Consider the following 24880-nt stretch of genomic DNA (forward strand, 5'->3'; position numbering starts at 1 on the left):
TGACTTCAGGCGCAGTGCAGGCGCGGCTGATCCGACGCGACCCGACGGACCGCGCTTCCCCGGAGAACACGCCATGCTCAAGCCGACTTATCCGTACTATCTGGCGAATCAGGCCGTCGCCGCCAACACCGATCTCGAGGTCACCGACAAATACAGCGGCGAAGTCGCCACGCGCGTCGCGCTTGCCGACGCGAAGGCGATCGACGAGGCCATCGCCGCCGCCGAAGCCGCCATGCCCGCCATGCGCGCGTTCCCGCCGTTCAAGCGCCAGGCGGTGATCGACCATTGCGTGGCGCGCTTTCGCGAGCGATTCGACGAGCTGGCGATGGCGCTCTGCATCGAGGCCGGCAAGCCGATCAACGATGCGCGCGGCGAAGTCACGCGCCTGATCGACACCTTCCGCGTGGCGGCCGAGGAGAGCGTGCGCATCGACGGCGAAATCGTGAATCTGGAGATTTCGCCGCGCGCGAAGGGCTATCACGGCTACGTCAAACGCGTGCCGATCGGGCCGTGCTCGTTCATCTCGCCGTTCAACTTTCCGCTCAATCTGGCCGCGCACAAGGTCGCGCCCGCGCTGGCGGCGGGCGTGCCGTTCGTGCTCAAGCCCGCGAGCCGCACGCCGGTGGGCGCGCTGATCATCGGCGAGGTGCTGGCGGAAACCGATCTGCCGAAAGGCGCGTTCTCGATCCTGCCCGCGCATCGCGACGGCGCCGATCTGTTCACGACCGACGAGCGCTTCAAGCTGCTCTCGTTCACGGGCTCGCCGGGCGTCGGCTGGGATCTCAAGAAGAAGGCGGGCAAGAAAAAGGTGGTGCTGGAACTGGGCGGCAACGCGGCGGCCGTGGTCGACGCGGATCAGGGCGCGAAGCTCGATTATGTCGTGGACCGGCTGGCGTTCGGCGCGTATTACCAGTCGGGGCAGAGCTGCATCGGCGTGCAGCGCATTCTCGTGCACGCCTCGCTCTACGACGCGCTGCGCGACAAGCTGATCGCCAAGGTCAAGACGCTCAAGATGGGCGATCCGAAAGACGAAAAGACTTTCGTCGGGCCGATGATCTCGGAGTCGGAGGCGAAGCGTCTCGCGGGCTGGATGGAGCAGGCGGTGCTGGCGGGCGCGAAGATCCTCGCGGGCGGCCAGGTCGACGGCGCGATGTTCGAGGCCACGCTGCTCGAAGACGTGGGGCGCGGCACCGATCTGTATCGCAAGGAAGCCTTCGGGCCGGTGGCGATCCTCGAACGTTTCAAGGATTTCGGCCAGGCGCTCGATATCGTCAACGACAGCGACTTCGGTCTTCAGGCGGGTGTGTTCACCGACTCGCTCGCCAACGCGCATCGCGCGTGGGACGGGCTCGATGTGGGCGGCGTGGTGATCAACGATATTCCGTCATTTCGCGTCGATAACATGCCGTATGGCGGCGTGAAGGACTCGGGGCTCGGGCGCGAGGGCGTGCGCTACGCGATCGAGGACATGACCGAGTTGCGGCTGATGGTGATGCGCGAAACGTGGCAGGGCTGAGGGAGGCGCGGCATCCGCGTGAGGGGCCGGATGTCGATGCCTGACGCCTCGGTCCGCACTTCGGGCGCGCCGAGGCAAATGGCCCGGCGCCGTCAGGTAAAAGTAAGCACCATTGACAGAAGGCCGCCCCTGCGGCCATAGGGATTTATGCCAAGGTGCTACAATACCGGCCTTTCGCCGTATTGCGCCTGCACCCTTTGCGGGGGCGACATGGCAAAAACCCGTGGCGGCGCAGGTCTGCGCGCCCGGATACGCCGGCGCAAGCGCCGGCATCGACTGAAGCGGCCGCGCCCGAGCGCGCAGCCGGAAAGAGGGTACGAGCAAACGCTCGAGCGCAAGGGGGCTGCCCCGCTCGCGTGAAGGCATCGGTTGGACCGGATGAAGCGGGTCGAGCGCGGTCGGAGCGCCAGCGCACCCCGTCGCCATCGCCGCCGTTGCCGTTCAGCACGCCGCCGCGCTCTGCGCCGCGAGCCGTCCGCCGGACGGCCCACGCCCGAGCGTCCGTCCCGGTGTCGGGTTGCGTCACCGCCGGCCCGGCGTCAGGCAGGGCCTCGCGACACGCGGCCCACCGGGCGTACCCAGCGACACCAGGCGTACCCAGCAACATCCGCAGTGATTATTTGAGGCGCGCCGCGCCTCACGCGCATAGCGCCTTTATAGCGAAAGCCACCATGTCCGACACAGCCGTCACGCCCAGCACTGAGACCTTCGATCAGTTCGGCCTCGCGCCCGAGATCCTCAGGGCGATCCAGGAGCAGGGCTACACGACGCCCACGCCGATCCAGGCGCAGGCCATCCCCGTGGTCCTCACGGGCCGCGACGTGATGGGCGCCGCGCAAACCGGCACCGGCAAGACCGCGAGCTTCTCGCTGCCGATCCTCCAGCGTCTCCTGCCGCTCGCGAGCACGAGCGCATCGCCCGCGCGCCATCCGGTGCGCGCGCTGATCCTCACGCCCACGCGCGAGCTGGCCGACCAGGTTGCCAACAACGTGCGCACCTACGCGCAGCACACGCCGCTGCGCAGCGCGGTGGTGTTCGGCGGCGTCGACATGAATCCGCAATCGGACGAACTGCGCCGCGGCGTGGAAATCCTGATCGCGACGCCGGGCCGTCTGCTCGACCACGTCCAGCAGAAGACCACGAACCTCGGCCAGGTGCAGATGCTCGTGCTCGACGAAGCCGACCGCATGCTCGACATGGGCTTCCTGCCCGACCTCCAGCGCATCCTGAACCTGCTGCCGAAGGAGCGTCAGACGCTGCTGTTCTCGGCCACGTTCTCGGCGGAAATCAAGAAGCTGGCGGCGACCTACCTGCGCACGCCGCAGACCATCGAAGTCGCGCGCAGCAACTCCACGAACGCCAACGTCACGCAGATCGTCTATGAAGTCGCCGAAGGCGACAAGACGGGCGCGGTCGTGCAACTGATCCGCGATCGCGGCCTCAAGCAGGTGATCGTGTTCTGCAACAGCAAGATCGGCGCGAGCCGTCTCGCGCGCCAGATCGAGAAGCAGGGCATCGTGGCCGCCGCGATTCACGGCGACCGCACGCAGAGCGAGCGCATGCAGGCGCTCGACGCCTTCAAGCGCGGCGAGATCGAGGCGCTGGTGGCCACCGACGTGGCCGCGCGCGGTCTCGACATCGCCGAACTGCCGGCCGTCATCAACTTCGACCTGCCGTTCAACGCGGAAGACTACGTGCACCGTATCGGCCGTACGGGCCGCGCGGGCGCGACCGGCGACGCGCTGTCGCTGTGCTCGCCGAACGAGAAAAAGCAGCTCGCCGATATCGAAAAGCTCATCAAGCGTCCGCTGACCGTCGAGCATCTCGCGGTCGATACGCCGGTGGCGCACCACGAAGGCGGCAGCCGCCGCCGCGAGCGCGACGGTCATGAAGGTCGCGAGGGTCGTGAAAGCCGCGAAAGCCGCGAGGGTCGCGAAGGTCGCGAAGGTCGTGGCGAGCGCGTCGGCCACCGCCGTCCGGGCGCGCACGAGCGCACGCATCATCACCGTTCGGCGCAGCCGGTCGACGACTTCTTCCTGAAGCCGTACGAAGCGCCGGCATCCGCGCGCAGCAAGGCCGAAGACAAGGCCGTGCCGGACAGCGCGCCGCAGAAGCAGTCGAAGCAGCCGCTCGCCGCGCTGCTCGGCGGTCTGGGCGCGGGCTGGCGCAACAAGCCGACTTCGTCGTCGTCTTCGTAAGCTTCGCCTCGCGCTGGATCGGCGCGTAAAAAAACGGCATGTCGTGGTGAACGACATGCCGTTTTTGTTTGTGCGGCTGTTTTATTCCGATGCCGATGGTGCGGGCAATGACGCGAGCCGCCGCTTCCAGGCGTCGATGGCGTCGGCCTGAAACGCTTCGAGCGTGGTCGGCGCGCCGTCGTGCAGGTCGAGCCCGAGATGGCGCGCGGCGCCCACCAGCGCATCGATCGGACGCGCGGCGTCGAGCGCCAGCGCGCCGGTCTGCTTCGAGAGCTTGTCGCCGTCCGCGTTGGTGACGACCGGCACGTGCAGATACGCGGGCGTCGGCACGCCGAGGCACTGCTGGAGCCAGATCTGGCGCGCTGTGGAATCGAGCAGATCCGCGCCGCGCACGATGTGCGTGATGCGTTGATCGGCGTCGTCCACGACGACCGCGAGCTGATACGCCCACTGGCCGTCGGCGCGCAGCAGCACGAAGTCGCCGACCTCGGTCGCGAGATCCTGCTGCTGCGGACCTTGCCAGCGATCGTCGAAGCGGATCAGGGCGGGATGAGTGCGCGGATCGCCGGCGTCGGTGGGTTCGTCGGCGAGTTCGTCGGGCACGCGCAGCCGCCACGCGCGCGCGGGCTTGCCGTGCAGCCCGTCGCGGCAGGTGCCGGGATAGATCAGCGTGGTGTTGCGCCGATGCGCGTGCAGTTGCGAATCGGCGATTTCCTTGCGCGTGCAGCCGCACGGATAGACGTGGCCGGACGCGATCAGCGCGTCGAGCGCCGTGCGATAAAGCGCAATGCGGCGGCTTTGCCACTCGGGCGGTTCGTCGGCGTGAAAGCCGAAACGTTCGAGTGTTGCCAGAATGTCTTCGGCCGCGCCCGGCACCGTGCGCGGCCCGTCGATGTCCTCGATGCGCACGAGCCACGCGCCGCCGTGCGCGCGCGCGTCGAGCCAGCTCGCGAGCGCGGACACGAGCGAGCCGACATGCAGCGGACCGGTGGGCGACGGCGCGAAACGCCCGCGATAACCGTGCGGCGACGCGCTCACGCGCTCGCGCACCTTACGCGGCTTGCACGCTGGCCGCGCGCTGCGGATGGCACGCCGGGCAGCTCTTGCCCGCTTCGTAGAGCGGCGAAGCCTGCTCGGCGGGCGTGACCACGGCGCGGCAGGCGAAGCACTGCACGGTGTCGGTGGGTTCGAGTTGCGGATTGAGCGCGGTGCGCTGGTCGAACACGAAGCAGTCGCCGGTGTAATGTGCGCCGCCCACTTCCTCGAAGTACTTCAGGATGCCGCCTTCGAGCTGATAAACGTGGTCGATACCCACTTCCTTCATGTGGATCGCGGCCTTTTCGCAGCGGATGCCGCCCGTGCAGAACGACACCACGGTCTTGCCGTCGAGGTCGGCGCGGTTCGCGGCGATCACCTCGGGGAATTCGCTGAACTTGTCGATGCGGTAATCGAGCGCGTTGTCGAAGGTGCCGACGTCGATTTCGAACGCATTGCGCGTGTCGAGCATGACGACCGGACGGCCTTCGTCGTCGAAGCCGCGGTCGAGCCATTGCTTGAGCACGACCGGGGCGACCGACGGCGCGCGACCTTCCTCGGGACGGATGGCCGGCTTCTTCATCGTGATGATCTCGCGCTTGAGGCGCACGAGCATGCGGTTGAAGGGGCGCGTTTCCGAGAAGCTCTCCTTGAACGGCAGCGTCGCGAACTTGCCTTCGAACAGCGGATCGTTGTTGATGTAATCCATGAAGGCGCGCACGTTCGGCTCGTCGCCGGCGACGAACAGATTGATGCCTTCGGGCGCGAGCAGAATGGTGCCGCGCAGGTCGAGCTGCTTGCAGCGTTCGAGCACGAACGGGCGCCATTGCTCGGTCTTGTCGAGCGTCGCGAACTGATACGTAGAGAGATTGAGAATACGCATGGCCAAACGGTAAAAGCGGGATCGGACGGGCCCGGCGGGCTGCCTCGACGAAAATTGGGGCGATTCCTGCGATTCGGGCGGTTTCGTCGAGGAAAGACGAGGGCGCAAAACGGTGAAATCGGGGCGAGATCGGCTGAAAATACCGGGTCTCGCGAGGCGTCGGGCGCGGCGGGCGCAATCCGCTATTATCCCTCAATCGCGCGATGCGCTGCCCGTCCGGTGCACGCATGCGCCGGGGCCGTTACGGCATCGGCGTGACCTCGCGCAAAGCCTTGTCCGTTTGGCCAACGTGGTCCCGACGCCGCCCGGCGCGGCAAAAATCGCGCGACCGTAGAGGTACAATCACGTCCATGTCAGATCCCCGCTTCGTCCATCTTCGCGTCCACTCCGAATTCTCGATTGCCGACGGCATCGTGCGCCTCGACGACCTCGTCAAGGCGGCGGCCAAAGACGGTCAGGGCGCGCTCGCGCTCACCGACCTCAGCAACGCATTCGGCCTCGTCCGTTTCTACCAGGAAGCCCGCGGCAAAGGGGTCAAACCCATTGCCGGCTGCGACGTCTGGATCATGAATCCCGACGACCGCGACAAACCTTCGCGCCTGCTGCTGCTCGTGAAGGACAAGCGCGGCTACCTGAATCTCTGCGAGCTGCTCTCCAAGGCGTGGCTCACGAACCAGTATCGCGGCCGCGCGGAAGTCGACGTCGCATGGCTCGAAGCGGGTCTCGGCGAAGGGCTGCTGGCCATTTCGGGCGCGCAGCAGGGCGACGTGGGCCTCGCGCTCGCGGCGGGCAACGTCGAAAGCGCGAAGCGTCATGCGCAGCGCTGGGCGAAGCTGTTCCCGAACGCGTATTACATCGAGCTGCAACGTTGCGGCCAGCCGGGCGGCGAACAGTACGTCGAGCAGGCGGTGGGCATCGCGGCCGAACTGCAACTGCCGGTGGTCGCCACGCACCCCATGCAGTTCATGACCGACGAGGAATTCACCGCGCACGAAGCGCGCGTGTGTATTTCCGAAGGCGACATGCTCGCGAATCCGCGCCGCCAGAAGCGCTTTACGACCGATCAGCGTTTTCGCACCCAGGACGAAATGGTCGCGCTGTTCGCGGACATTCCCTCGGCCATCGCGAACACCATCGAGATCGCCAAGCGCTGCAATCTGACGCTCGAACTCGGCAAGCCCAAGCTGCCGCTGTTCCCCACGCCGGACGGCCTGTCGCTCGACGACTACCTCGTGCAGCTTTCTAAGGAAGGTCTGGAAACGCGCCTCGTGCAGCTGTATCCGGACGAAGCCGAACGCGAGAAAGAGCGCGCGCATTACTACGAGCGTCTGGATTTCGAGTGCGGGACCATCATCAAGATGGGCTTCCCGGGCTACTTCCTGATTGTGGCGGACTTCATCAACTGGGCGAAGAACAACGGCGTGCCGGTCGGTCCGGGCCGGGGCTCGGGCGCGGGCTCGCTGGTCGCCTACGCGCTCGGCATTACCGACCTCGACCCGCTGCGCTACAACCTGCTGTTCGAGCGTTTCCTGAATCCGGAACGCGTCTCGATGCCCGACTTCGACATCGACTTCTGCCAGCACGGGCGCGACCGCGTCATTCAGTACGTGAAGGACAAGTACGGCGCGGACGCGGTGTCGCAGATCGCCACGTTCGGCACGATGGCGGCAAAGGCGGCGGTGCGCGACATCGGCCGCGTGCTCGACCTCGGCTACAACTTCACCGACGGCGTGGCCAAGCTCATCCCGTTCAAGCCGGGCAAGCACGTCACCATCGCCGACGCGATGAAGGAAGAGCCGCAGCTCCAGGAGCGCTACGACAACGAAGACGAAGTCCATCAGCTGCTCGACCTCGCGCAGCTCGTGGAAGGGCTCACGCGTAACGTGGGCATGCACGCGGGCGGCGTGCTGATCGCGCCCGGCAAGCTCACCGACTTCTGCCCGCTCTACACCCAGGGCGACGAAAGCGGCGTCGTGAGCCAGTACGACAAGGACGACGTGGAAGCCGTCGGCCTCGTCAAGTTCGACTTTCTGGGTCTGACCACGCTCACGATTCTCGACTGGGCCGAGCGCTACATCCGCATGCTCGATCCGTCGAAGAAAGACTGGTCGCTCGCCCAGGTGCCGCTCGACGACGCGCCGTCGTTCCAGATCCTCAAGAAAGCGAATACGGTCGCCGTGTTCCAGCTGGAAAGCCGCGGCATGCAGGGCATGCTCAAAGACGCGCAGCCCGACCGCTTCGAGGACATCATCGCGCTCGTGGCCTTGTACCGTCCGGGCCCGATGGACCTGATCCCGAGCTTCTGCGCGCGTAAGCACGGCCGCGAAGTGGTGGAGTATCCGGACCCGCGCGTCGAACCTGTTCTGAAAGAGACCTACGGCATCATGGTCTATCAGGAGCAGGTGATGCAGATGGCGCAGATCATCGGCGGCTACTCGCTCGGCGGCGCCGACTTGCTGCGCCGCGCGATGGGTAAGAAGAAGCCCGAGGAAATGGCCAAGCACCGCGAGATCTTCGCGGAAGGCGCGGCGAAGAACGGCCTCACGCGCGAGAAGGCGGACGAAACCTTCGACTTGATGGAGAAGTTCGCGGGCTACGGCTTCAACAAGTCGCACGCGGCCGCTTACGCGCTGCTCGCGTATCACACGGCTTGGCTGAAGGCGCACCATCCGGCGGAATTCATGGCGGCCAATATGTCGCTCGCCATGGACGACACCGACAAGGTCAAGATCCTCTTCGAGGACTGCCTGACGAACAAGATGGTCGTGCTGCCGCCGGACGTGAACGCGTCGGCGTATCGCTTCGAGCCGGTCGCCGACGCGCACGTGGCCGAAGGCAAACGCTCGCGCACGATCCGCTACGGTCTGGGCGCGATCAAGGGCAGCGGCCAGAACGCCATCGAAGAAATTCTGCGCGCGCGCGAGGAAGGCGGTCCGTTCAAGGATCTGTTCGACTTCTGCGAGCGCATCGACCGCCGTCTCGTGAACCGCCGCACGATCGAAGCCATGATTCGCGCGGGCGCGTTCGACACGATTCATGCGAACCGTGCGCAGTTGCTCGCGTCGGTGCCCATGGCGATGGAGGCCGCCGAGCAGGCGAGCGCCAACGCCATGCAGGCCGGTCTGTTCGACATGGGCGACGCGCCGCTGGCCGCGCACGAACTCGTCGACGAACCGGCTTGGGGCGAAAAGCGCAAGCTCCAGGAAGAGAAGGGCGCGCTCGGCTTCTATCTGTCGGGCCACCTGTTCGACGCCTACAAGGACGAAGTGCGCCGCTTCGTGCGCCAGAAGATCGGCGAACTCAAGGAAGGCCGCGACAAGCTGGTGGCGGGCGTGATCGCCTCGCTGCGTACGCAGATGACCCAGCGCGGCAAGATGCTGATCGCGCTGCTCGACGACGGCACCGGCCAGTGCGAAGTGACGGTGTTCAACGAGCAGTTCGAGGCGCACAAGGCGCTGTTCAAGGAAGACGAACTGCTGGTCGTGCAGGGCGGCGCGCGTAACGACGCGTTCACGGGCGGCATCCGCTTTACCGTGGATACCGTGATGGATCTGGAGCGCGCGCGCAGCCGCTACGCCCAGGCCGTGAAGGTGCAGATGAACGGCAACGCGAATGCGGGCGCGCTGCGCGCGGTGCTCGAAGCGCATCGCGCGAAACCCGACGACTCGCTGCCCGCGCCGGTCGAGCAGGCGCGCGGCCGTGGCGGGCGCGATGGTGGCGGTGGTGGATATGGCGGCGGCCGCGATCGCGACCGTGCGCAGGCCGTGATTCCGAACGGGCTCGCGGTGCAGATCGTCTATCGCAACGAACGCGCGGAAGGGGAAGTGCGGCTTGGCGACGCCTGGCGCGTGAAGCCCACCGACGACCTGCTCGTCGCCTTGCGCGGCGAATTCGCGGACAGCTCGGTCGAAATCGTCTACTGACGATTCAGGCGGATGTGGGATGCGGCGCGCGATGTTTCATCGGCGCCGCGCCGTGCATTTCAGGTGTATCGCGCTGAATCGCGGGTATTGGTCGCAAGCGCCGGTTGCAAGCCCCAGTTGCAAACCTCAGCGCTTTTTCGCCACCTTGCCGTCGCGCGTGAGCAGCGCGAGTTTCGCGTAGCGGTAGTACGTCGTTTCGGCGTTATTGATCGCCAGCATCAGGCCTTCGGCACCGTCCAGAAAGCCCGCGCGTATCACCCACGTGCGGAAGAATGCCCAGAAACCCTTGCCCAGCGCCTTCGCGAGCGACGAGCGCTTGCCGTTCTCGGCCATCGTCAGCGCGCCCTCCGACGAATAGACGTTGGTCTTGTCGAGCGCTTCGTGCAGATCGGGCATCGAAATATGGATGAACGGGCCGTCGAAACGTCCGGTCGTGCCGTCGATTTCCAGATGCGTGTGCGTGCGCACATCGGTGAAGCGCGCGCTGCCGCGGCGGAACAGGCGCACGATGCGGTCGGGCCACCAGCCCGAATGCTTCATGAACCGGCCGCAGAAGCTCGAACGGCGCGGCGTGCTGAAGGCCGCATGCGGGCTGCCTTGCGCGAGCAGTGTTTCGATTTCGGCGCGCAGCTCGGGGCTCAGGCGTTCGTCGGCGTCGAGGCAGATCACCCAGTCGCCGCGTGCTTCGGCGAGCGCACGGTTTTTTTGCGGACCGTCGCCGGGCCAGTCGGTTTCGAACACACGCGCGCCCAGTGCGCGGCAGATGTCGGGCGTGCCGTCCGTGCTGCCGGAATCGAACACGATGGTTTCCAGGGCGAGTCCGCGCACGGATTCGAGGCAGTCGCGAATGTCGTGCGCCTCGTTCATCGCGACCACGATCACGGAGAGCGTGGCGCGCGGCGTGCGGCTGCTGGCCTCGCGGCCCGCGCGGTTCGGGGAAAGTCCTTCGGACATGAAGATGACGCCTGTGCTGGAAATGTGTCGAATGCGGCGCGCCTGCCGGTGGCGGCCCGGCGCGCAGAGGTGCGTATTCTAGTCCATGTCCCGCCGACGGCCAGGGGGCGGGCGGCCGGCACGTCCTGTGCGCGCCCTGCGGACGCCGCGCCACACTGGCCCGACTCGCGAGGCGAGCCGCCGCGCCTAGCGTATACAATGCGGTACCTTGCTGTCGCGACCGGGCAAAAGCCCCGCGCGCGGCGCGAGACGAGACCATATTTTCAGCATCCGCCTTTCCAGAGGATTCCTTGAGCGAGAAGCCAAAACAATCCACCCTCAGCAAGCCGATCGGTAACGGTGCGGCTTCGAATCCGGCATCGGTTGGCCGCCGGTTGTGGCCCTATCTTAAGCCGCTCATCTGGGTCTCGATCGCCGCCATCCTCACGCTGGCGCTGGTGGCCGCGACCGAGGCCGGCATTCCGGCGCTGCTCAAGCCGCTGCTCGACCACGGCTTCGGCACCAAGGGCAGCCCGAGCGCGATGTGGATCGTGCCGGTCGCCATCATCGGGCTCGCGCTGGTGCGCGGTCTGGCGCAATACGCGTCGGGCTATCTGCTGCAGTACGTGTCGAACCGCATCCTGCTGGAACTGCGTCTGAAGATGTTCGAGCGGATGATTCACGCGAGCGTCGGCTTCTTCCAGCGCGAGACGGCCAGCACGGTCATCAACGCGATCGTGTTCGAGGTCAACCAGATCCTGAGCGTGCTGATGGGCGTGCTCGTCACGTCCGTGCGCGACTCGCTCACGGTGTTCTTCCTGCTCGGCTATCTGTTCATTCTCAACTGGCGCCTGACGCTGATCGTGGCGGTGCTGCTGCCCGCCATCGGCTGGCTGGTCAGCAAGATCAACCGCCGCCTGCGCCGCCTGAACCGCGAGCATCAGTTGCTGACCAACGAACTGTCCTACATCGTCGAAGAGACGGTGGGCGGGTACAAGGTCGTCAAGGTGCACAACGGCGAGCAGTACGAAATGAGCCGTTTCGGCGAGATGAGCCGCCGTCTGCGCGGCTACCAGATGCGCATGACGGTGTCGGGCGGTCTGGCTCAGCCGCTCACGCAGTTCCTCGCGTCGATCGCGCTCGCCATCGTGGTGACCATCGCCGTGGTGCAGGCGTCGCACGACCAGACCACGGTCGGCGGCTTCGTCGCGTTCGTCACGTCGATGCTGCTCGTGATCTCGCCGCTCAAGCATCTGATCGACGTGAACCAGCCGCTGCAGCGCGGCATGACGGCGGCCGAGCTGATCTTCGGTCTGATCGACGAGCCGGCGGAACCGGAAGGCGGCGGCAAGCCGCTCGAACGCGCGCGCGGCGAGATCGAGTTCCGCGATGTGTCGTTTGCGTATGGGCCGGAAGGGCGTCCGATTCTCGAAAGCGTGCATTTCAGCGCCGCGCCGGGCGAGATGATCGCGCTGGCGGGGCCGTCGGGCAGTGGCAAGACCACGCTCGTGAACCTGCTGCCGCGCTTCTTCGATCCGAGCGGCGGCCAGATTCTGGTCGACGGCGTGCCGCTGCCGGAGTACGACATTCACGCGCTGCGCAGCCAGATCGCGATGGTGAGCCAGGACGTCACGCTGTTCAACGACACGGTCGCCAACAACGTCGCGTATGGCCAGACGGCCGACCCGGAGCGCGTCGAGCACGCGCTGCGCGCCGCCAATCTGTGGGACACGATTGCCGCGCTACCCGAAGGCGCGGCCACGCTCGTGGGCGACAACGGCATGAAGCTCTCGGGCGGCCAACGTCAGCGTCTCGCGATCGCACGCGCGATCTACAAGGACGCGCCGATCCTGATTCTCGACGAAGCCACCTCGGCGCTCGATTCGGAATCGGAACGCCACGTGCAGGCGGCGCTCGAAACGCTGATGAAGGGCCGCACGACGCTCGTGATCGCCCACCGTCTGTCGACCATCGAGCGCGCGGACCGCATCCTCGTGATGGAAGCGGGCCGTATCGTCGAGCGCGGTTCGCATCAGCAATTGCTGGAGCAGCGCGGTTTGTACGCGCATCTGCACAAGATCCAGTTCCAGCAGCACGCCGCGTAACGTCGCGTATCGTCGCGTATCGTCGCGGACTATGCCTGAAGCCACGCGGGCGTCGCGTGCCTTTGGCGCACACTGCCCCGACAACGCAAAACGGGCCGCGCAATGCGGCCCGTTTTCATTTCTTGAGCGATATCCGAAGGGAAAGGCTTTTCCGTTGTGCACGCAACGGAGCGAAGGCGTGCGCGCGAGTCGCGCACGGCCGCCCGGCGCTTGTTCAGCGCATCAGACGCGCGGCGCGTCTGCGGCGAGTTCGCGCCGGCGCGACACGATGATCGCGAGGAAAGTGGCGGTGAGCAGCGAGACCAGCACGGTCACCTGAATGGGCACCAGCACGTCGATCGTCAGTCCGAACAGGATCGTGCTGAACGAAATCGCGAGCCCGCCGCAGGCCGCCGTGCGGATCACGGCGTCGTCCGAGCGGCGCGCGCGCCAGAAGTGCACCGAGGTGCCGACATAGAACAGCAGCAGCGTCGCCACGCCCATCGCGCCCATTTCCGCGATGGCCGAGAAGAAGTCGCTGTGCGCGCGTTCGTTGACGATCTGCGTGCTCGCCTCGCCATGCTGCGCGAGGTCGCCGAGCGCGCGTTCCAGATGCCCCTTGCCCACGCCATAGAACGGATGGCGTTCGAACAGCGTGATCGACGCGCTCCACAACTGCAGGCGCAGGCCGACCGAGGTGTCCTTGTCGCCGCGCTGCATCAGGGTGACGTCCGATCCGGCTGCGGCCACGCGCTCGCGGATGTTGCCCGTCGACAGCAGCACGCCCGCGGCGGCGGCCAGCAGCACGACGCTGATAAGCACGCGCTTCCAGTGCGAGAACCAGCCGTATTGCAAGCCGAGCAGCAGCACGAAGACGGGAATCGCGATCCAGCCGCCGCGCGTGCCCGAGAAGTAGGAGGCGAAGCCGCCCGCGACGAGCGCCGCGAGTTTCACGACCAGGGCGAGCGGACGCGCCTTCGTGTCCCAGCCGAATGTGAACACGGCGAGGAAGGCGAGCAGCAGGGCGGTATCGCCGAACGGAATGGCGTTCGTGTACGAGTTCGTGAGACGGTCCGCGACGTTCCAGCCACCCGCGGGACGGTCGACGACGATCCATGCGCTGGCGGCGAGCGCGCCGAGCGCGCAGCCCCAGCCGACCACCGTCAGATAGCGCGAAGGCAGGCGGCACAGCAGCAAAAAGAGCGGCAGCGCGAGCGCGAAGCGCGAGAGCGGGTCGAACTGGTGCGGCGCCCAGTAGCCGAACAGGGCTTGCTGCACGATGACGACGCAAAGCGGCACGATCATCGCGGCGGTGTACCAGCCGTATTCACGCCACGGGGCGAAGTAGCTGCGGTCGTGCCGCCAGGCCCAGGCGCTGTAGAGCGAAAAGGCGAGCAGCAGGAAGAAGCCGTAACCCGTTCCGCCGCGCCAGACCAGATTGACGGCCGGTGCGAGCACGAGAAGCAGGGAAGCGATTGGAGCCAGGCGGCGTGGGTATGTCGTCGTATCTTGATTCATGGCGGCCGGCGCAAATCGGTCGGGCAGTCGATTGTTATGTCGCTATGGCCGCGCCCGAGTGACCTCGCGCCCGGCACGCCCAAGGATGGACACGTGATGCCCAAAAAGCCGGTCGATTATACCGGAGGCACTTTTGGCTACGCAGTTCGGGGCAAGTCCCTGCATTCCGGTAGGGCGCGAAGCGCCCGCTATATAATCGTCGGCACCAGATTGCACAAAAAATCACGTCGGACGGGTCATGAAGGTCGGAATTTCCAGCAACGCGCTCAAGCACAGTGGCGGTCTCGAACGCTATGCGATGGATCTCGTGCGCGGTCTCGCCGCGCGCGGCATGCGGCCCGCGTTCTTCGCGCGCAAGTTCGATGTCTCGGTGCCTGAATGCGCGCTCGTCGAGCGGCATCGCATCAACGTGTCCTTGTTGCCGGGCAAGCTGCGCGACGCCTGGTTCTCCTGGCGGCTCGCCGCGCTGCGCCGTCGCGCGCGCGTGGACGTGCTGATCGGCTGCAACCGGGTCGATTCGTCGGAAATCGCCATTTGCGGCGGCACGCATCGCGGTTTTCTGCGTGCGACCGGGCGGCCGCTGCGCGCCTCCGATCGGCGTCAGATCGCGCTGGAGAGCCGTCAATATGCGCAATCGCGAGTCGTCGTCGCGCACTCGGAACTGATGCGCGACGAACTGCGCGAACTCTACGGCGTCGACGACAGCAAGATCCGCGTGCTTTGCCCGCCGGTCGACGGCGAGCGGTTTTCGCCGGTGGACGCCGCCACGCGCGCCGCGCTGCGCAAGCAATACGGTTTCGCGGACAACGAAACGGTCCTGCTGTTTCCGTCGAGCAGCCACACGCGCAAGGGTCTGCCGCTGATCCAGTCGGTGGTCGAGGCGCTCGATCTGCCGGTCGTGGTGGCGGTGGCGGGGCGGCCGCCGGAGCGCACGAGCACGCGCGTGCGCTACATCGGCTACGTGAAGGATCTCGAAAACGCCTATCGCGCCGCCGACTATTCGATCCTCGCCTCGACCTACGAGCCGTTCGGGCTCGTCGGCATCGAGTCGGTGATGTGCGGCACGCCGGTGATCTTCTCGACGAACATCGGTTGCGCCGACGCCATCGCCGGGTCCGCCAAACAGCTTTTCGCGCCCGGCGACGCCGCCGGACTGCGCCGCATCATCGAGTCGGCCGTGGCCGCGCGCGCGCCGCGACTCGATGCGACCCCGCGCGACGCCATCCTCTACGACGCCAGCGTGCCCGCGCACGTGGACGCGCTTCTCGCCCTCGCAACGGACATCGTTTCCACACGATAGCGGCGTGTCCGGGTGCGGCGCGACTGCGTGTCGCGTCGCGCAACCGCCCGTGTGACGGGGCTTTCCGCGATATTTCCTGAATCTGGAACGGTCTTCTGAGAGGGACGGGGTTAACCCTGGTCTTCTACAGGACTAGGATGTGTACATCGGTCGCATGCACATACCGTCGCACGTCGGCCGTCTAGTCCAAACTGGAGGTCGTATCATGAAGTCCCTGATTCAAGCCGTTGCTGTTGCCGCCGCTCTCGTCGTCCCCGTTGCTTCGTTTGCGCAGCAAGCCCCCGTCACCCGCGCCCAGGTGCGCGCCGAACTCGCCCAGCTCCAGCAGGTCGGTTACCACGTCGGCGACGGCGATCAGGCTCACTATCCGCAAGCCATCCAGGCCGCCGAAGCGAAGGTCGCCGCGCTGAATGGCCAGAGCGCCTACGGCGGCGTCGCGAACGCATCGCAATCGGGTGTGCGTGCCGCCACCGTTTCGCAGCAAGACTGGAACGCGATGTACTCGCGCTAAGCACCAGCAAGCGAAACACGTTGTAAGGCAGTACAGAATACGCGTCACGCCGCAGGAGGGCGGCACAGCATGAGCTGACGCGACGATGCGGGTCCGGCGCCCACGCCCTGTGAAGGCGCCGCCGGCATCGTAAGCAACCTCCACCATCGGTCATGCCGATGGTTTAGCCCGGGCACGGATGGGTGCCCGGGCGCTTTTTCCCCGGGAGCGGCCGGCGCCATCACCGCGAGGCTAGCCCCCCGGCATCTCGCCGATGAGGTCTTCGCCGCGCAGTTGCGCGAGCAACGAATGCGCCTCGTCGAGCGGATTCCCCGACATCGGATGAAAGGCAAAACGCGGCGAACGCGCCAGCGTCGGAAAATGCTTGCGCGTGCTGCGCGCATAGGCCGGATCGTAGTGTTCGGTCACGAGCGCTTCCGACAACGCCAGGCGGTTGTCCTCGTCGAGCAGTTTGCACCACGATTCGATACGTTCGCGCCCATGCAGCGGCGTGAGCCTCACCAACTGTTCCCTGAAGTACTCGCGCTCGTCGAGCAGATGCCCGTATTCCTCGAGCAGCAGCGCGACGCGCTCCGCGTGCGTCACGTCCACGACGACGCACGGCGCGCCGTGCATCGTATCGACGAGCGAAAGCGGCAGCGTGATCGCGCCGATGCGCCGGCTCTCCGCTTCCACGAACACCGGCTGCGCGGCGTCGAAGCCGCGCAGCGTCTGCGCGAGCGTGGTGTCGAACCACTTCTGCGAAGGCTGCGTGCGCGTGGGCAACGCGCCGAGCAGCGAACCGCGATGCGCCGCGAGCGCTTCCAGATCGAGAATCTGCGCGCCGGCACGGCCTAGCGCCTGCAACAGACGCGTCTTGCCGCTGCCGGTCGGGCCGGTGAGCACGAGGTAGCGGAATTGGGCGGGCAGGGCGTCGAGCGTCTCGAGCACGCTATGCCGATACGACTTGTAGCCGCCTTCGAGCTGCCGCGCGCGCCAGCCGATCATGTTGAACATGGCCGTCATCGAAGCGGAGCGCTTGCCGCCGCGCCAGCAGTAAATGAGCGGGCGCCAGTTGCGCGGACGCTCGGCGAACGTGGTGTCGAGATGATGCGCGATGTTGCGCGCGGCGAGCGCGGCACCCAGACGCGTGGCGTCGAACGGCGACTGCCTGTACAGCGTGCCGACGATCACGCGCTCCTCGTTGGTGAGCACGGGTGCGTTGATCGCGCCCGGCATGTGGTCCTCGGCGAATTCGAGCGGCGTGCGGACGTCGATAACTTCTTCGAATTCGCCGAGCTGGGCAAGGGTGACGCGCTGGTGATTCAACTGCGGTACTCCGGTGATGCGATGACCTGCGTGCGGCGATGGCTTACATCAGCACGATGTCATACTGTTCCTGACTCAGATTCGATTCCACCTGCAACGACACCGGCTTGCCGATGAAATCGATCAGCATCGCGAGATGCTGCGACTCTTCCTCGAGGAACAGATCGATCACCTGCTGCGACGCCACCACGCGGAATTCGCGCGGATTGAACTGGCGCGACTCGCGCAGGATTTCGCGCAGCACGTCGTAACAGACCGTGCGCGAGGTTTTCACCTGACCTTTGCCGAGACACGTCGGGCACGGCTCGCAGAGCACGTGCGCGAGCGATTCGCGCGTGCGCTTGCGCGTCATTTCCACGAGACCGAGCTGCGAGAAACCGTTCACGGTCACGCGCGTGCGGTCGCGCGCGAGCGCCTTCTTGAGTTCGCCGAGCACCTGATCGCGATGCTCGAGGTTCTCCATGTCGATGAAGTCGATGATGATCACGCCGCCCAGATTGCGCAGACGCAATTGCCGCGCGATCGTGTGCGCCGCTTCGAGATTGGTCTTGAAGATCGTGTCGTCGAAGTTGCGCGCGCCCACGTAGCCGCCCGTGTTCACGTCGATCGTTGTCATCGCCTCGGTCTGGTCGATCACGAGGTAGCCGCCCGACTTGAGGTCGACGCGGCGCGACAGCGCGCGCTGGATTTCGGCCTCGATGTTGTAGAGGTCGAACAGCGGACGCTCGCCGGTGTAGTGATGCAGCTTCGGCAGCACGGCGGGCGTGAACTCGCCGGCGAATTCGCTGAGCTTCTGGAAGGTCTCGCGCGAATCCACCTGGATGCGCGTGGTCTCGTCGTTGACGAAATCGCGCAGCACGCGCTGGCCGAGGTTCAGGTCCTGATAGAGCAGGCTCGTCGCGGGCAGGCGCTGCCCCTGCGCGAGGATGGTCGCCCAGGTCTTGCGCAGATAGGCGACGTCGGCGGCCAGTTCTTCGCTGGTCGCGTCTTCGGCGATCGTGCGCACGATGTAGCCGCCTTTCTCGTCGGCGGGCAGCACGGCCGTGAGGCGCGCGCGCACGGCTTCGCGTTCGGCTTCGCTTTCGATCTTCTGCGAGATGCCGATATGCGGCTCCTGCGGCAGATAGACGAGCGTGCGGCCCGCGATGCTGACCTGCGTGGACAGGCGCGCGCCCTTGGTGCCGATCGGATCCTTCACGACCTGCACCATCAGCGTCTGGCCTTCGAACACGGTCTTTTCGATCGGCTGATGATGCGCGCTCGAATGCGTTTCGCCGGCGATGCGCGGATGCCAGATGTCGGCGACGTGCAGAAACGCGGCACGCTCCAGACCGATGTCGATAAAAGCCGACTGCATGCCGGGCAGCACACGCACGACCTTGCCGAGATACACATTGCCGACGCGCCCGCGCGACAGCGTGCGCTCGACGTGAAGCTCCTGTACTGCGCCCTGCTGGACCAGCGCGACGCGCGTCTCCTGTGGCGTAATGTTGATCAGGATTTCTTCGTTCATGATTGTTGTTTAGAAGTCGATGCTCGCGGCGCGCAGGAGAGCGGCCGTTTCGAACAGAGGCAAACCCATGATACCCGAATAGGACCCGTCGATTCGCTCGATGAATTCCGCCGCGCGGCCCTGAATGCCGTACGCGCCGGCCTTGCCGAACGGCTCGCCGCTCGCCACATAGTGGGCGATCGCGGCGGGCAGGGCGGCGGCGAAACGCACGTGCGAACGCGAGACCGCGACGGGCAGGCACACGCCTTCCGCATTCACCACGGCCACGGCGGTGAGCACTTCGTGCTCGCGGCCCGCGAGGCGTTCGAGCATCGCGAAGGCCTCGGCGGCGTCGTGCGGCTTGCCGAGGATGTGGCCGTCGATGCTCACGGTCGTGTCGGCGGTCAGGATCGGCGCGTGCGCATGCGCGCCCGCCACGAGCCGGGCGCGCGCGGCGTCGGCTTTCGCGGCGCACACGCGCTCGACGTAGACGGCGGCGCTTTCGCCGGGCAGCACGGCTTCGAGCGCTTCGGCGTCTTCGTCGGGACGCGGCAGCAGGAGTTCGAAACGCACGCCGAGCTGTTGCAGTAGCTCCTGGCGGCGTGGGCTCTGCGAGGCGAGATAGACGAACGGATAAGTCGCGGTGGTGGTCATCGGGGCGTCTTCACGGGCGGAGTTCGGGGGGAGCGGCGTTGCGGCGTCGATGCGTCCGGCATGATGCGCGCACGGCGGCACGCGCCGGCCGCTTTGAGGCTGCAGCGAAGCCGCTTCGAAGCCGCTTCGAGCCTGCGACGATGGCCGAAGGCGGTCATCGTGGCGGGCGCTCGAGCGGACATCAATCCGGCATCAATCCAGCTTCAAATGGATATCAAACGGATATCAAACGCGATGATAGGGGTGATTCTGCGTGATGGTCCACGCGCGGTAAAGCTGCTCGGCGAGCAGCACGCGCACCATCGCGTGCGGCAGGGTGAGGGAGGACAGGCGCAGCAGCGTGTCGGCGCGCGCCTTGAGCTGCGGATCGAGCCCGTCCGCGCCGCCGATCAGGAAGGCCACGTCGCGGCCGTCCTGCTGCCAGCCGGGCAGCGCCTGGGCGAGCTGCATCGTGGTCCAGTCCTTGCCGCGTTCGTCGAGCGCGACAAGGCGCGCGTTCTTCGGCAGCGCCGCCTCGATGCGCGTGCGCTCGGCGGCCATCACGCTTTCGGCGGAGCGGCCCGACGAGCGCTGCTCGGGCTTCACTTCGCGCAGCTCGATGCGCAGCTCGGGCGGCATGCGCTTCGTGTATTCCTCGAAGCCCTCGGCGATCCAGTCCGGCATCTTGTGGCCAACGGCGACGATATGCAGTTTCATCGTGCGTAACTCGACGTGCGCAATGCGACGCGCGCGCTTACTTCGCGCTCTTGCGCGCCGGCGTTTTGCGCGCGGTCTTCTTCGCGGCGACCGGTGCGTCGACTTCGTCCTCGTCGTCCATCGGTTCGCTCGGACGCGCGCCCACGAAGCCCGTGTTTTCCGCGAGCTTCAGACGCACCGGCTTGTCGCCCCAGATTTCTTCGAGGTTGTAGTACTGGCGCAGCGCCGGTTGCAGGATGTGGACGATCGCGTCGCCGCAATCCACGAGCACCCATTCGCCGGTCTCTTCGCCTTCCGTGCTGACGATGTCGCCGCCGGCTTCCTTGACCTTTTCGCGCACGCTCGAAGCGAGTGCCTTGGTCTGACGGTTCGACGTGCCGCTCGCCACGACCACGCGATCGAACAGCTCGGTCAGATGGCTCGTGTTGAAGACGCGGATGTCCTGTGCCTTGACGTCTTCGAGAGCGTCGACGATGGTGCGTTGAAGTTTGCGGATGTCCATATTTACCCGTGGTGCCTGTACAAATGATGTTGAAGAATATAGTCCCACACTGGCGCGGGAATTTTTTCGGCGATGTCGCCGGCGCGTTGCCGCGCCGCCACGCAGGCGGCGATATCGCGCCGGATTTCGGTCGCCGAGACGTCGAGTGCGAGCGTGTCGTCGATCAGCAGATGGCCGTTCGGCGTGCTCGCGAGCGTGGCTGCATCGGCGCGCCGCGCGGCCGCTTCGGCGGCGACGGCGGCGGGCAGCGCTGCAAAATCGAAACCGGGGCGGCTCGCCACGCCCAGATGCGCGAGCGCGAACAGCTCGCGCCATTCGTGCCACGAATCCAGATGCAGCAGTTGATCCGCGCCCATCAGCATGGTGAGCGCGGCGTCGGCGTTGGGCCGGCCGTGCGCGTCGGACTTCGCACGCCAGCGGCGCAGCGTTTCGACCGTGTAGGTCGGGCCGTCGTGCTCGATCTCGTCGGTGTCGACCGTGACCGTCACGCCCGGCAGCGCCAGCGTGGCGGCGGCCGCGCGCGTCATCGCGAGGCGGTGCGCGGCGGGCGTCACGCCGGGCTTCTGCCACGGCTGACCGGCCGGCAGCAGGATCAGCTCCGTCAGGCCGAGCACGCGCGCGAAATGCCGCGCGAGCGCCAGATGGCCCTCGTGGATCGGGTCGAAAGTGCCGCCGAGCAGGCCGACGCGCCGTGCGAGCGCGTGAGCCGGAGCGATGAACGCTTGCGTCACGGTGTCAGATCCAGTCGCGCACGGGCAGGAAGTCGGTGTAGAGGCGCGCTTCCGGCGTGCCCGCTTCCGGCTCCCAGTCGTAGCGCCAGCTTGCGCCCGGCGGCATCGACATCAGGATCGATTCGGTGCGGCCGCCGCTTTGCAGGCCGAAGTGCGTGCCGCGGTCCCAGACGAGGTTGAATTCCACGTAGCGGCCGCGCCGGTACGCCTGGAAGTCGCGCTCGGCCTCGCCGTACGGCAGGGCGCGGCGTTTTTCGATGATCGGCACATACGCCTTCAGGAAGCCTTCGCCGACGCTCTTGAGCATCGCGAACGCCTGCTCGAAGCCGCCTTCGGCGTAGTCGTCGAAGAAGATGCCGCCCACGCCGCGCGCTTCGTTGCGATGCTTGAGGAAGAAGTACTCGTCGCACCATTGCTTGAAGCGCGGATACAGCTCCGCGCCGTAGGGCGCGAGCGCGTCGCGGCAGACGCGGTGGAAATGCTGCGCGTCTTCCTCGAAGCCGTAATACGGTGTCAGATCCATGCCGCCGCCGAACCAGAACACGGGCGCTTCGCCGGGCTTGGTGGCCATCAGCAGGCGCACGTTCATGTGCACGGTCGGGCAGTACGGATTGCGCGGATGCAGCACGAGCGAGACGCCCATCGCCTCGAAACCGCGTCCGGCGAGTTGCGAGCGCGCCGCCGTGGCCGAGGGCGGCAGGGCGTCGCCCTGCACGTCCGAAAAGCCGATGCCGCCGCGCTCGAAGAACTGGCCGTTTTCGAGGATGCGCGTGCAGCCGCCGCCGCGCAGCTTTTCGCCGGGCGCGCGTTGCCAGGCGTCGGTCGCGAAGGGCGTGCCGTCGAAAGCGCCGAGTGTGTCGGCGATCTGCGTCTGCAGGCCCGCGAGCCAGGCGCGTACTGCCGCGCTATCGGGCGTGGCGCCGGTCTGGCCAGTCTGAATCGGTTCGTTCATCGGTGCTGAAGGGGTTGTCGGCCTCGGGCCGAACGGTGCCGCGCCGGCTTGTGCCGGTTTGCGCGGAGGTCGGGACGGCGTTCCGAACGCCGCTATGTGTCACTACGCGGCAGTGTAGCGCCGCATCGGCCTGGCTTCGAGCCTGCGCGGACAGGCGGTCGGACGAAGGGGCCAGATGACGCGCGGGCGCCGCATGGCGCCCGTCGTCGAGATGCTGTGTCGACAGGCGGCGCGCACACCGTGGTCCGCGCGCCGCGTGCCGCTGTCTTACTGCTTGCGCCCGGCGGCGCGATAGCCGATATCGTGGCGATACTGCATGCCGTCGAACGAGATGCGGTTCACGGTTTCGTAGGCCACGTTCTGCGCGCTGCGCACCGAGTCGGCGAGGCCGACCACGCACAGCACCCGGCCGCCCGCCGTCACCAGCTTGCCGTCGACGAGCTGCGTGCCAGCGTGGAAGGTGACCGAGTCGTCGGTTTCCGCCGGAATTTCGCTGATGCGATCGCCCTTGCGCGGCGTTTCCGGGTAGTTGTACGCGGCCAGCACCACGCCCAGCGCGGTACGGCGGTCCCATTCCAGCTCGACCTGGTTGAGCGTGCCGGCGATGGCATGCTCGACGACCTTCGAGAAGTCGCCCTTCAGGCGCGCCATGATCGGCTGCGTTTCCGGATCGCCCATGCGGCAGTTGAATTCGAGCGTCTTCGGGTTGCCTTGCGCGTCGATCATCAGACCGGCGTACAGGAAGCCCGTGTAGCGGATGCCTTCCTTCTCCATGCCCGCCACGGTCGGCAGGATGATTTCGCGCATCACGCGCGCGTGCAGCTGCGGCGTGACGATGGGCGCGGGCGAGTAGGCGCCCATGCCGCCCGTGTTCGGGCCCTGGTCGCCGTCCTGCAGACGCTTGTGGTCCTGGCTCGACGCCAGCGCCAGCACGTGCTTGCCGTCGACCATGACGATGAAGCTCGCTTCCTCGCCCGCGAGGAATTCCTCGATCACGACGCGCGCGCCGGCGTCGCCGAGCTTGTTGTCGGCGAGCATCGAATCGATCGCCTGATGCGCTTCTTCCAGCGACATCGCCACGACCACGCCCTTGCCCGCGGCGAGGCCGTCGGCCTTGATGACGATGGGCGCGCCCTGCTGATCGACGTAGGCGTGCGCGGCCGTCGCGTCGGCGAAGGTCTCGTAGGCAGCGGTCGGGATGTTGTGGCGCTTCATGAACGCCTTGGCGAAGTCCTTCGAGCTTTCGAGCTGCGCAGCTTCCTTGCTCGGGCCGAAGACCTTCAGACCGCGCGCGCGGAACACGTTGACGATGCCCGCGGCGAGCGGTGCTTCCGGGCCGACCACGGTGAGCGCCACCTGTTCGCGCTCGGCGAAATCGGCAAGCTCGTTGATGTCCGCGATGTCGACATTGGCGAGCCGCTCGTCCTGCGCGGTGCCGCCGTTGCCCGGTGCGACGTAGACGAGCTGCACGCGCGGCGACTGGGCGAGTTTCCACGCCAGCGCATGTTCGCGGCCGCCAGAACCGACGACGAGTAACTTCATGTAAATCCCCGAAAGACCAGAACCAGAAACAGTTGCGGCCGGCGCGACCTGCGCCAGCCGTGGAATGCGCGTGCGGGCGCGGGGCTGCCCGCGCCCGCGCCGATGCCGTTATTCGTCGGCGATCGACGCGTTGGTGTACACCTCCTGGACGTCGTCCAGGTTTTCGAGCGCGTCGAGCAGCTTCTGCATCTTCACGGCGTCGTCGCCGGTGAACTCGACTTCGGTCTGCGGCTTCATCGTGACTTCGGCCACTTCGGCCTTGAAGCCCGCGGCTTCCAGCGCGTCCTTGACCTTCTGGAAGTCGTTCGGCGGGCAGACCACTTCGATGCTGCCGTCTTCGTTCGTCACGACGTCGTCGGCGCCCGCTTCGAGCGCGGCGTCCATCAGCTTGTCTTCGGGCGTGCCCGGCGCGAACACGAACTGGCCGATGTGATCGAACATGAACGACACCGAGCCGTCCGTGCCCATGTTGCCGCCGAACTTCGAGAACGCGTGGCGCACTTCCGCGACCGTGCGGGTGCGGTTGTCGGTCATGGTGTCGACGATGACCGCCGCGCCGCCGATGCCGTAGCCTTCGTAGCGGATTTCTTCGTAGTTCGCGCCATCGACGCCGCCCACGCCGCGCTGGATCGCGCGGTTGATGTTGTCCTTGGGCATGTTGGCGTCATAGGCCTTGTCGACGGCCAGACGCAGACGCGGGTTCGAGTCGATTTCACCCCCGCCCATGCGCGCCGCCACCTGGATTTCCTTGATGAGCCGCGTCCAGACCTTGCCGCGCTTGGCGTCAGCCGCAGCTTTCTTGTGTTTGATGTTGGCCCATTTCGAATGACCCGCCATACCTTTCTCCGTCGCACGCTCCGCGCGTGCATGGTGCTAGTGCAGTTGTCGTTGCTGCAGTGTCGATGCCGCAGTGCTCAATACCGTGCTCAATACGATTGCCGGACGCGCTCGCGCGCTGTCGAGCGGCGAGGCCGGTGTGCCCTTGAGTGTCTTGTCCGCCCTGGGTGGCTGCCGCTCAGGCGCCGATCCTTCCCGATCGTTGCCGGTCGCTGCATGCGGCCGAAACGCCCGGCGCACGCGAATGGTTCAACGCATTCGAGGC

The 24880-nt window shown here is 66.5% G+C and carries 19 protein-coding genes; 6 read left to right on the forward strand and 13 right to left on the reverse strand.

The window, feature by feature from the left end:
- The first annotated feature begins 73 nt into the window (after positions 1–73).
- Together BMY06_RS20010 and BMY06_RS20015 are read left to right on the forward strand one after the other, a co-directional pair.
- Entirely contained in the window at positions 74–1516 is a 1443-nt protein-coding gene (locus tag BMY06_RS20010; protein WP_074984771.1) for an aldehyde dehydrogenase family protein, read from the forward strand.
- A 671-nt stretch (positions 1517–2187) separates the two neighbouring features.
- A complete protein-coding gene (locus BMY06_RS20015; protein WP_074984772.1) occupies positions 2188–3714 on the forward strand; it encodes a DEAD/DEAH box helicase in 1527 nt (508 codons plus the stop codon).
- 81 nt (positions 3715–3795) lie between these two features.
- On the opposite strand, the gene gluQRS is transcribed toward BMY06_RS20015, so the two are convergent.
- Both gluQRS and BMY06_RS20025 read right to left on the reverse strand, forming a co-directional pair.
- Positions 3796–4752, reverse strand: coding sequence for a tRNA glutamyl-Q(34) synthetase GluQRS (gene gluQRS, locus BMY06_RS20020; RefSeq protein ID WP_074984864.1), 957 nt, complete (start codon positions 4750–4752; stop codon positions 3796–3798).
- A 13-nt stretch (positions 4753–4765) separates the two neighbouring features.
- Complete coding sequence (locus BMY06_RS20025; protein ID WP_065063629.1) at positions 4766–5632, reverse strand: sulfurtransferase; 867 nt, start codon at positions 5630–5632, stop codon at positions 4766–4768.
- A 341-nt stretch (positions 5633–5973) separates the two neighbouring features.
- Here BMY06_RS20025 and dnaE point away from each other — a divergent pair, with 341 nt between their 5' ends.
- Complete coding sequence (gene dnaE, locus BMY06_RS20030) at positions 5974–9555, forward strand: DNA polymerase III subunit alpha (protein WP_074984865.1); 3582 nt, start codon at positions 5974–5976, stop codon at positions 9553–9555.
- Between the two features lie 126 nt (positions 9556–9681).
- On the opposite strand, the gene BMY06_RS20035 is transcribed toward dnaE, so the two are convergent.
- Positions 9682–10509: a glycosyltransferase family 2 protein gene (locus tag BMY06_RS20035; RefSeq protein ID WP_065063627.1), complete on the reverse strand. Its 828-nt coding sequence runs from the start codon at positions 10507–10509 to the stop codon at positions 9682–9684.
- 290 nt (positions 10510–10799) lie between these two features.
- Here BMY06_RS20035 and msbA point away from each other — a divergent pair, with 290 nt between their 5' ends.
- Complete coding sequence (msbA, locus tag BMY06_RS20040; RefSeq protein WP_074984774.1) at positions 10800–12593, forward strand: lipid A export permease/ATP-binding protein MsbA; 1794 nt, start codon at positions 10800–10802, stop codon at positions 12591–12593.
- Between the two features lie 222 nt (positions 12594–12815).
- Here msbA and BMY06_RS20045 read toward each other — a convergent pair whose 3' ends face one another.
- Positions 12816–14090, reverse strand: a complete 1275-nt coding sequence (locus BMY06_RS20045; RefSeq protein WP_074984776.1) for an O-antigen ligase family protein — start codon at positions 14088–14090, stop codon at positions 12816–12818.
- A 238-nt stretch (positions 14091–14328) separates the two neighbouring features.
- On the opposite strand from BMY06_RS20045, the gene BMY06_RS20050 reads away from it, so the two are divergent.
- Positions 14329–15390, forward strand: a complete 1062-nt coding sequence (locus BMY06_RS20050) for a glycosyltransferase family 4 protein (RefSeq protein ID WP_074984777.1) — start codon at positions 14329–14331, stop codon at positions 15388–15390.
- A 205-nt stretch (positions 15391–15595) separates the two neighbouring features.
- Positions 15596–15901, forward strand: coding sequence for a DUF4148 domain-containing protein (locus BMY06_RS20055; protein WP_065064476.1), 306 nt, complete (start codon positions 15596–15598; stop codon positions 15899–15901).
- 231 nt (positions 15902–16132) lie between these two features.
- On the opposite strand, the gene mnmH is transcribed toward BMY06_RS20055, so the two are convergent.
- The 9 genes from mnmH to BMY06_RS20100 form a co-directional block, all read right to left on the reverse strand.
- Positions 16133–17209 (reverse strand): tRNA 2-selenouridine(34) synthase MnmH, encoded by a 1077-nt coding sequence (gene mnmH, locus BMY06_RS20060; RefSeq protein ID WP_074984779.1) that lies wholly within the window; start codon positions 17207–17209, stop codon positions 16133–16135.
- Between the two features lie 43 nt (positions 17210–17252).
- The gene (gene rng, locus BMY06_RS20065) at positions 17253–18722 is read right to left on the reverse strand and encodes a ribonuclease G (RefSeq protein ID WP_065064480.1); all 1470 of its coding nucleotides are present in this window, start codon (positions 18720–18722) and stop codon (positions 17253–17255) included.
- A gap of 9 nt (positions 18723–18731) precedes the next feature.
- On the reverse strand, positions 18732–19355 hold the full coding sequence (locus tag BMY06_RS20070) for a Maf family protein (protein ID WP_065064634.1): 624 nt from the start codon (positions 19353–19355) through the stop codon (positions 18732–18734).
- A gap of 225 nt (positions 19356–19580) precedes the next feature.
- Entirely contained in the window at positions 19581–20051 is a 471-nt protein-coding gene (rlmH, locus tag BMY06_RS20075) for a 23S rRNA (pseudouridine(1915)-N(3))-methyltransferase RlmH (RefSeq protein WP_065064482.1), read from the reverse strand.
- A 37-nt stretch (positions 20052–20088) separates the two neighbouring features.
- Positions 20089–20553, reverse strand: coding sequence for a ribosome silencing factor (gene rsfS / locus BMY06_RS20080; RefSeq protein ID WP_074984781.1), 465 nt, complete (start codon positions 20551–20553; stop codon positions 20089–20091).
- A 2-nt stretch (positions 20554–20555) separates the two neighbouring features.
- Entirely contained in the window at positions 20556–21284 is a 729-nt protein-coding gene (locus tag BMY06_RS20085) for a nicotinate-nucleotide adenylyltransferase (RefSeq protein ID WP_074984782.1), read from the reverse strand.
- Between the two features lie 4 nt (positions 21285–21288).
- Entirely contained in the window at positions 21289–22236 is a 948-nt protein-coding gene (gene hemF / locus BMY06_RS20090) for an oxygen-dependent coproporphyrinogen oxidase (RefSeq protein WP_074984784.1), read from the reverse strand.
- 267 nt (positions 22237–22503) lie between these two features.
- Entirely contained in the window at positions 22504–23778 is a 1275-nt protein-coding gene (gene purD / locus BMY06_RS20095; RefSeq protein WP_074984786.1) for a phosphoribosylamine--glycine ligase, read from the reverse strand.
- Between the two features lie 108 nt (positions 23779–23886).
- Positions 23887–24615, reverse strand: coding sequence for a YebC/PmpR family DNA-binding transcriptional regulator (locus BMY06_RS20100; RefSeq protein WP_065064492.1), 729 nt, complete (start codon positions 24613–24615; stop codon positions 23887–23889).
- Positions 24616–24880 lie beyond the last annotated feature (265 nt).

Origin of the sequence: Paraburkholderia tropica, assembly GCF_900109265.1 — a bacterium.
Classification (GTDB): domain Bacteria; phylum Pseudomonadota; class Gammaproteobacteria; order Burkholderiales; family Burkholderiaceae; genus Paraburkholderia; species Paraburkholderia tropica.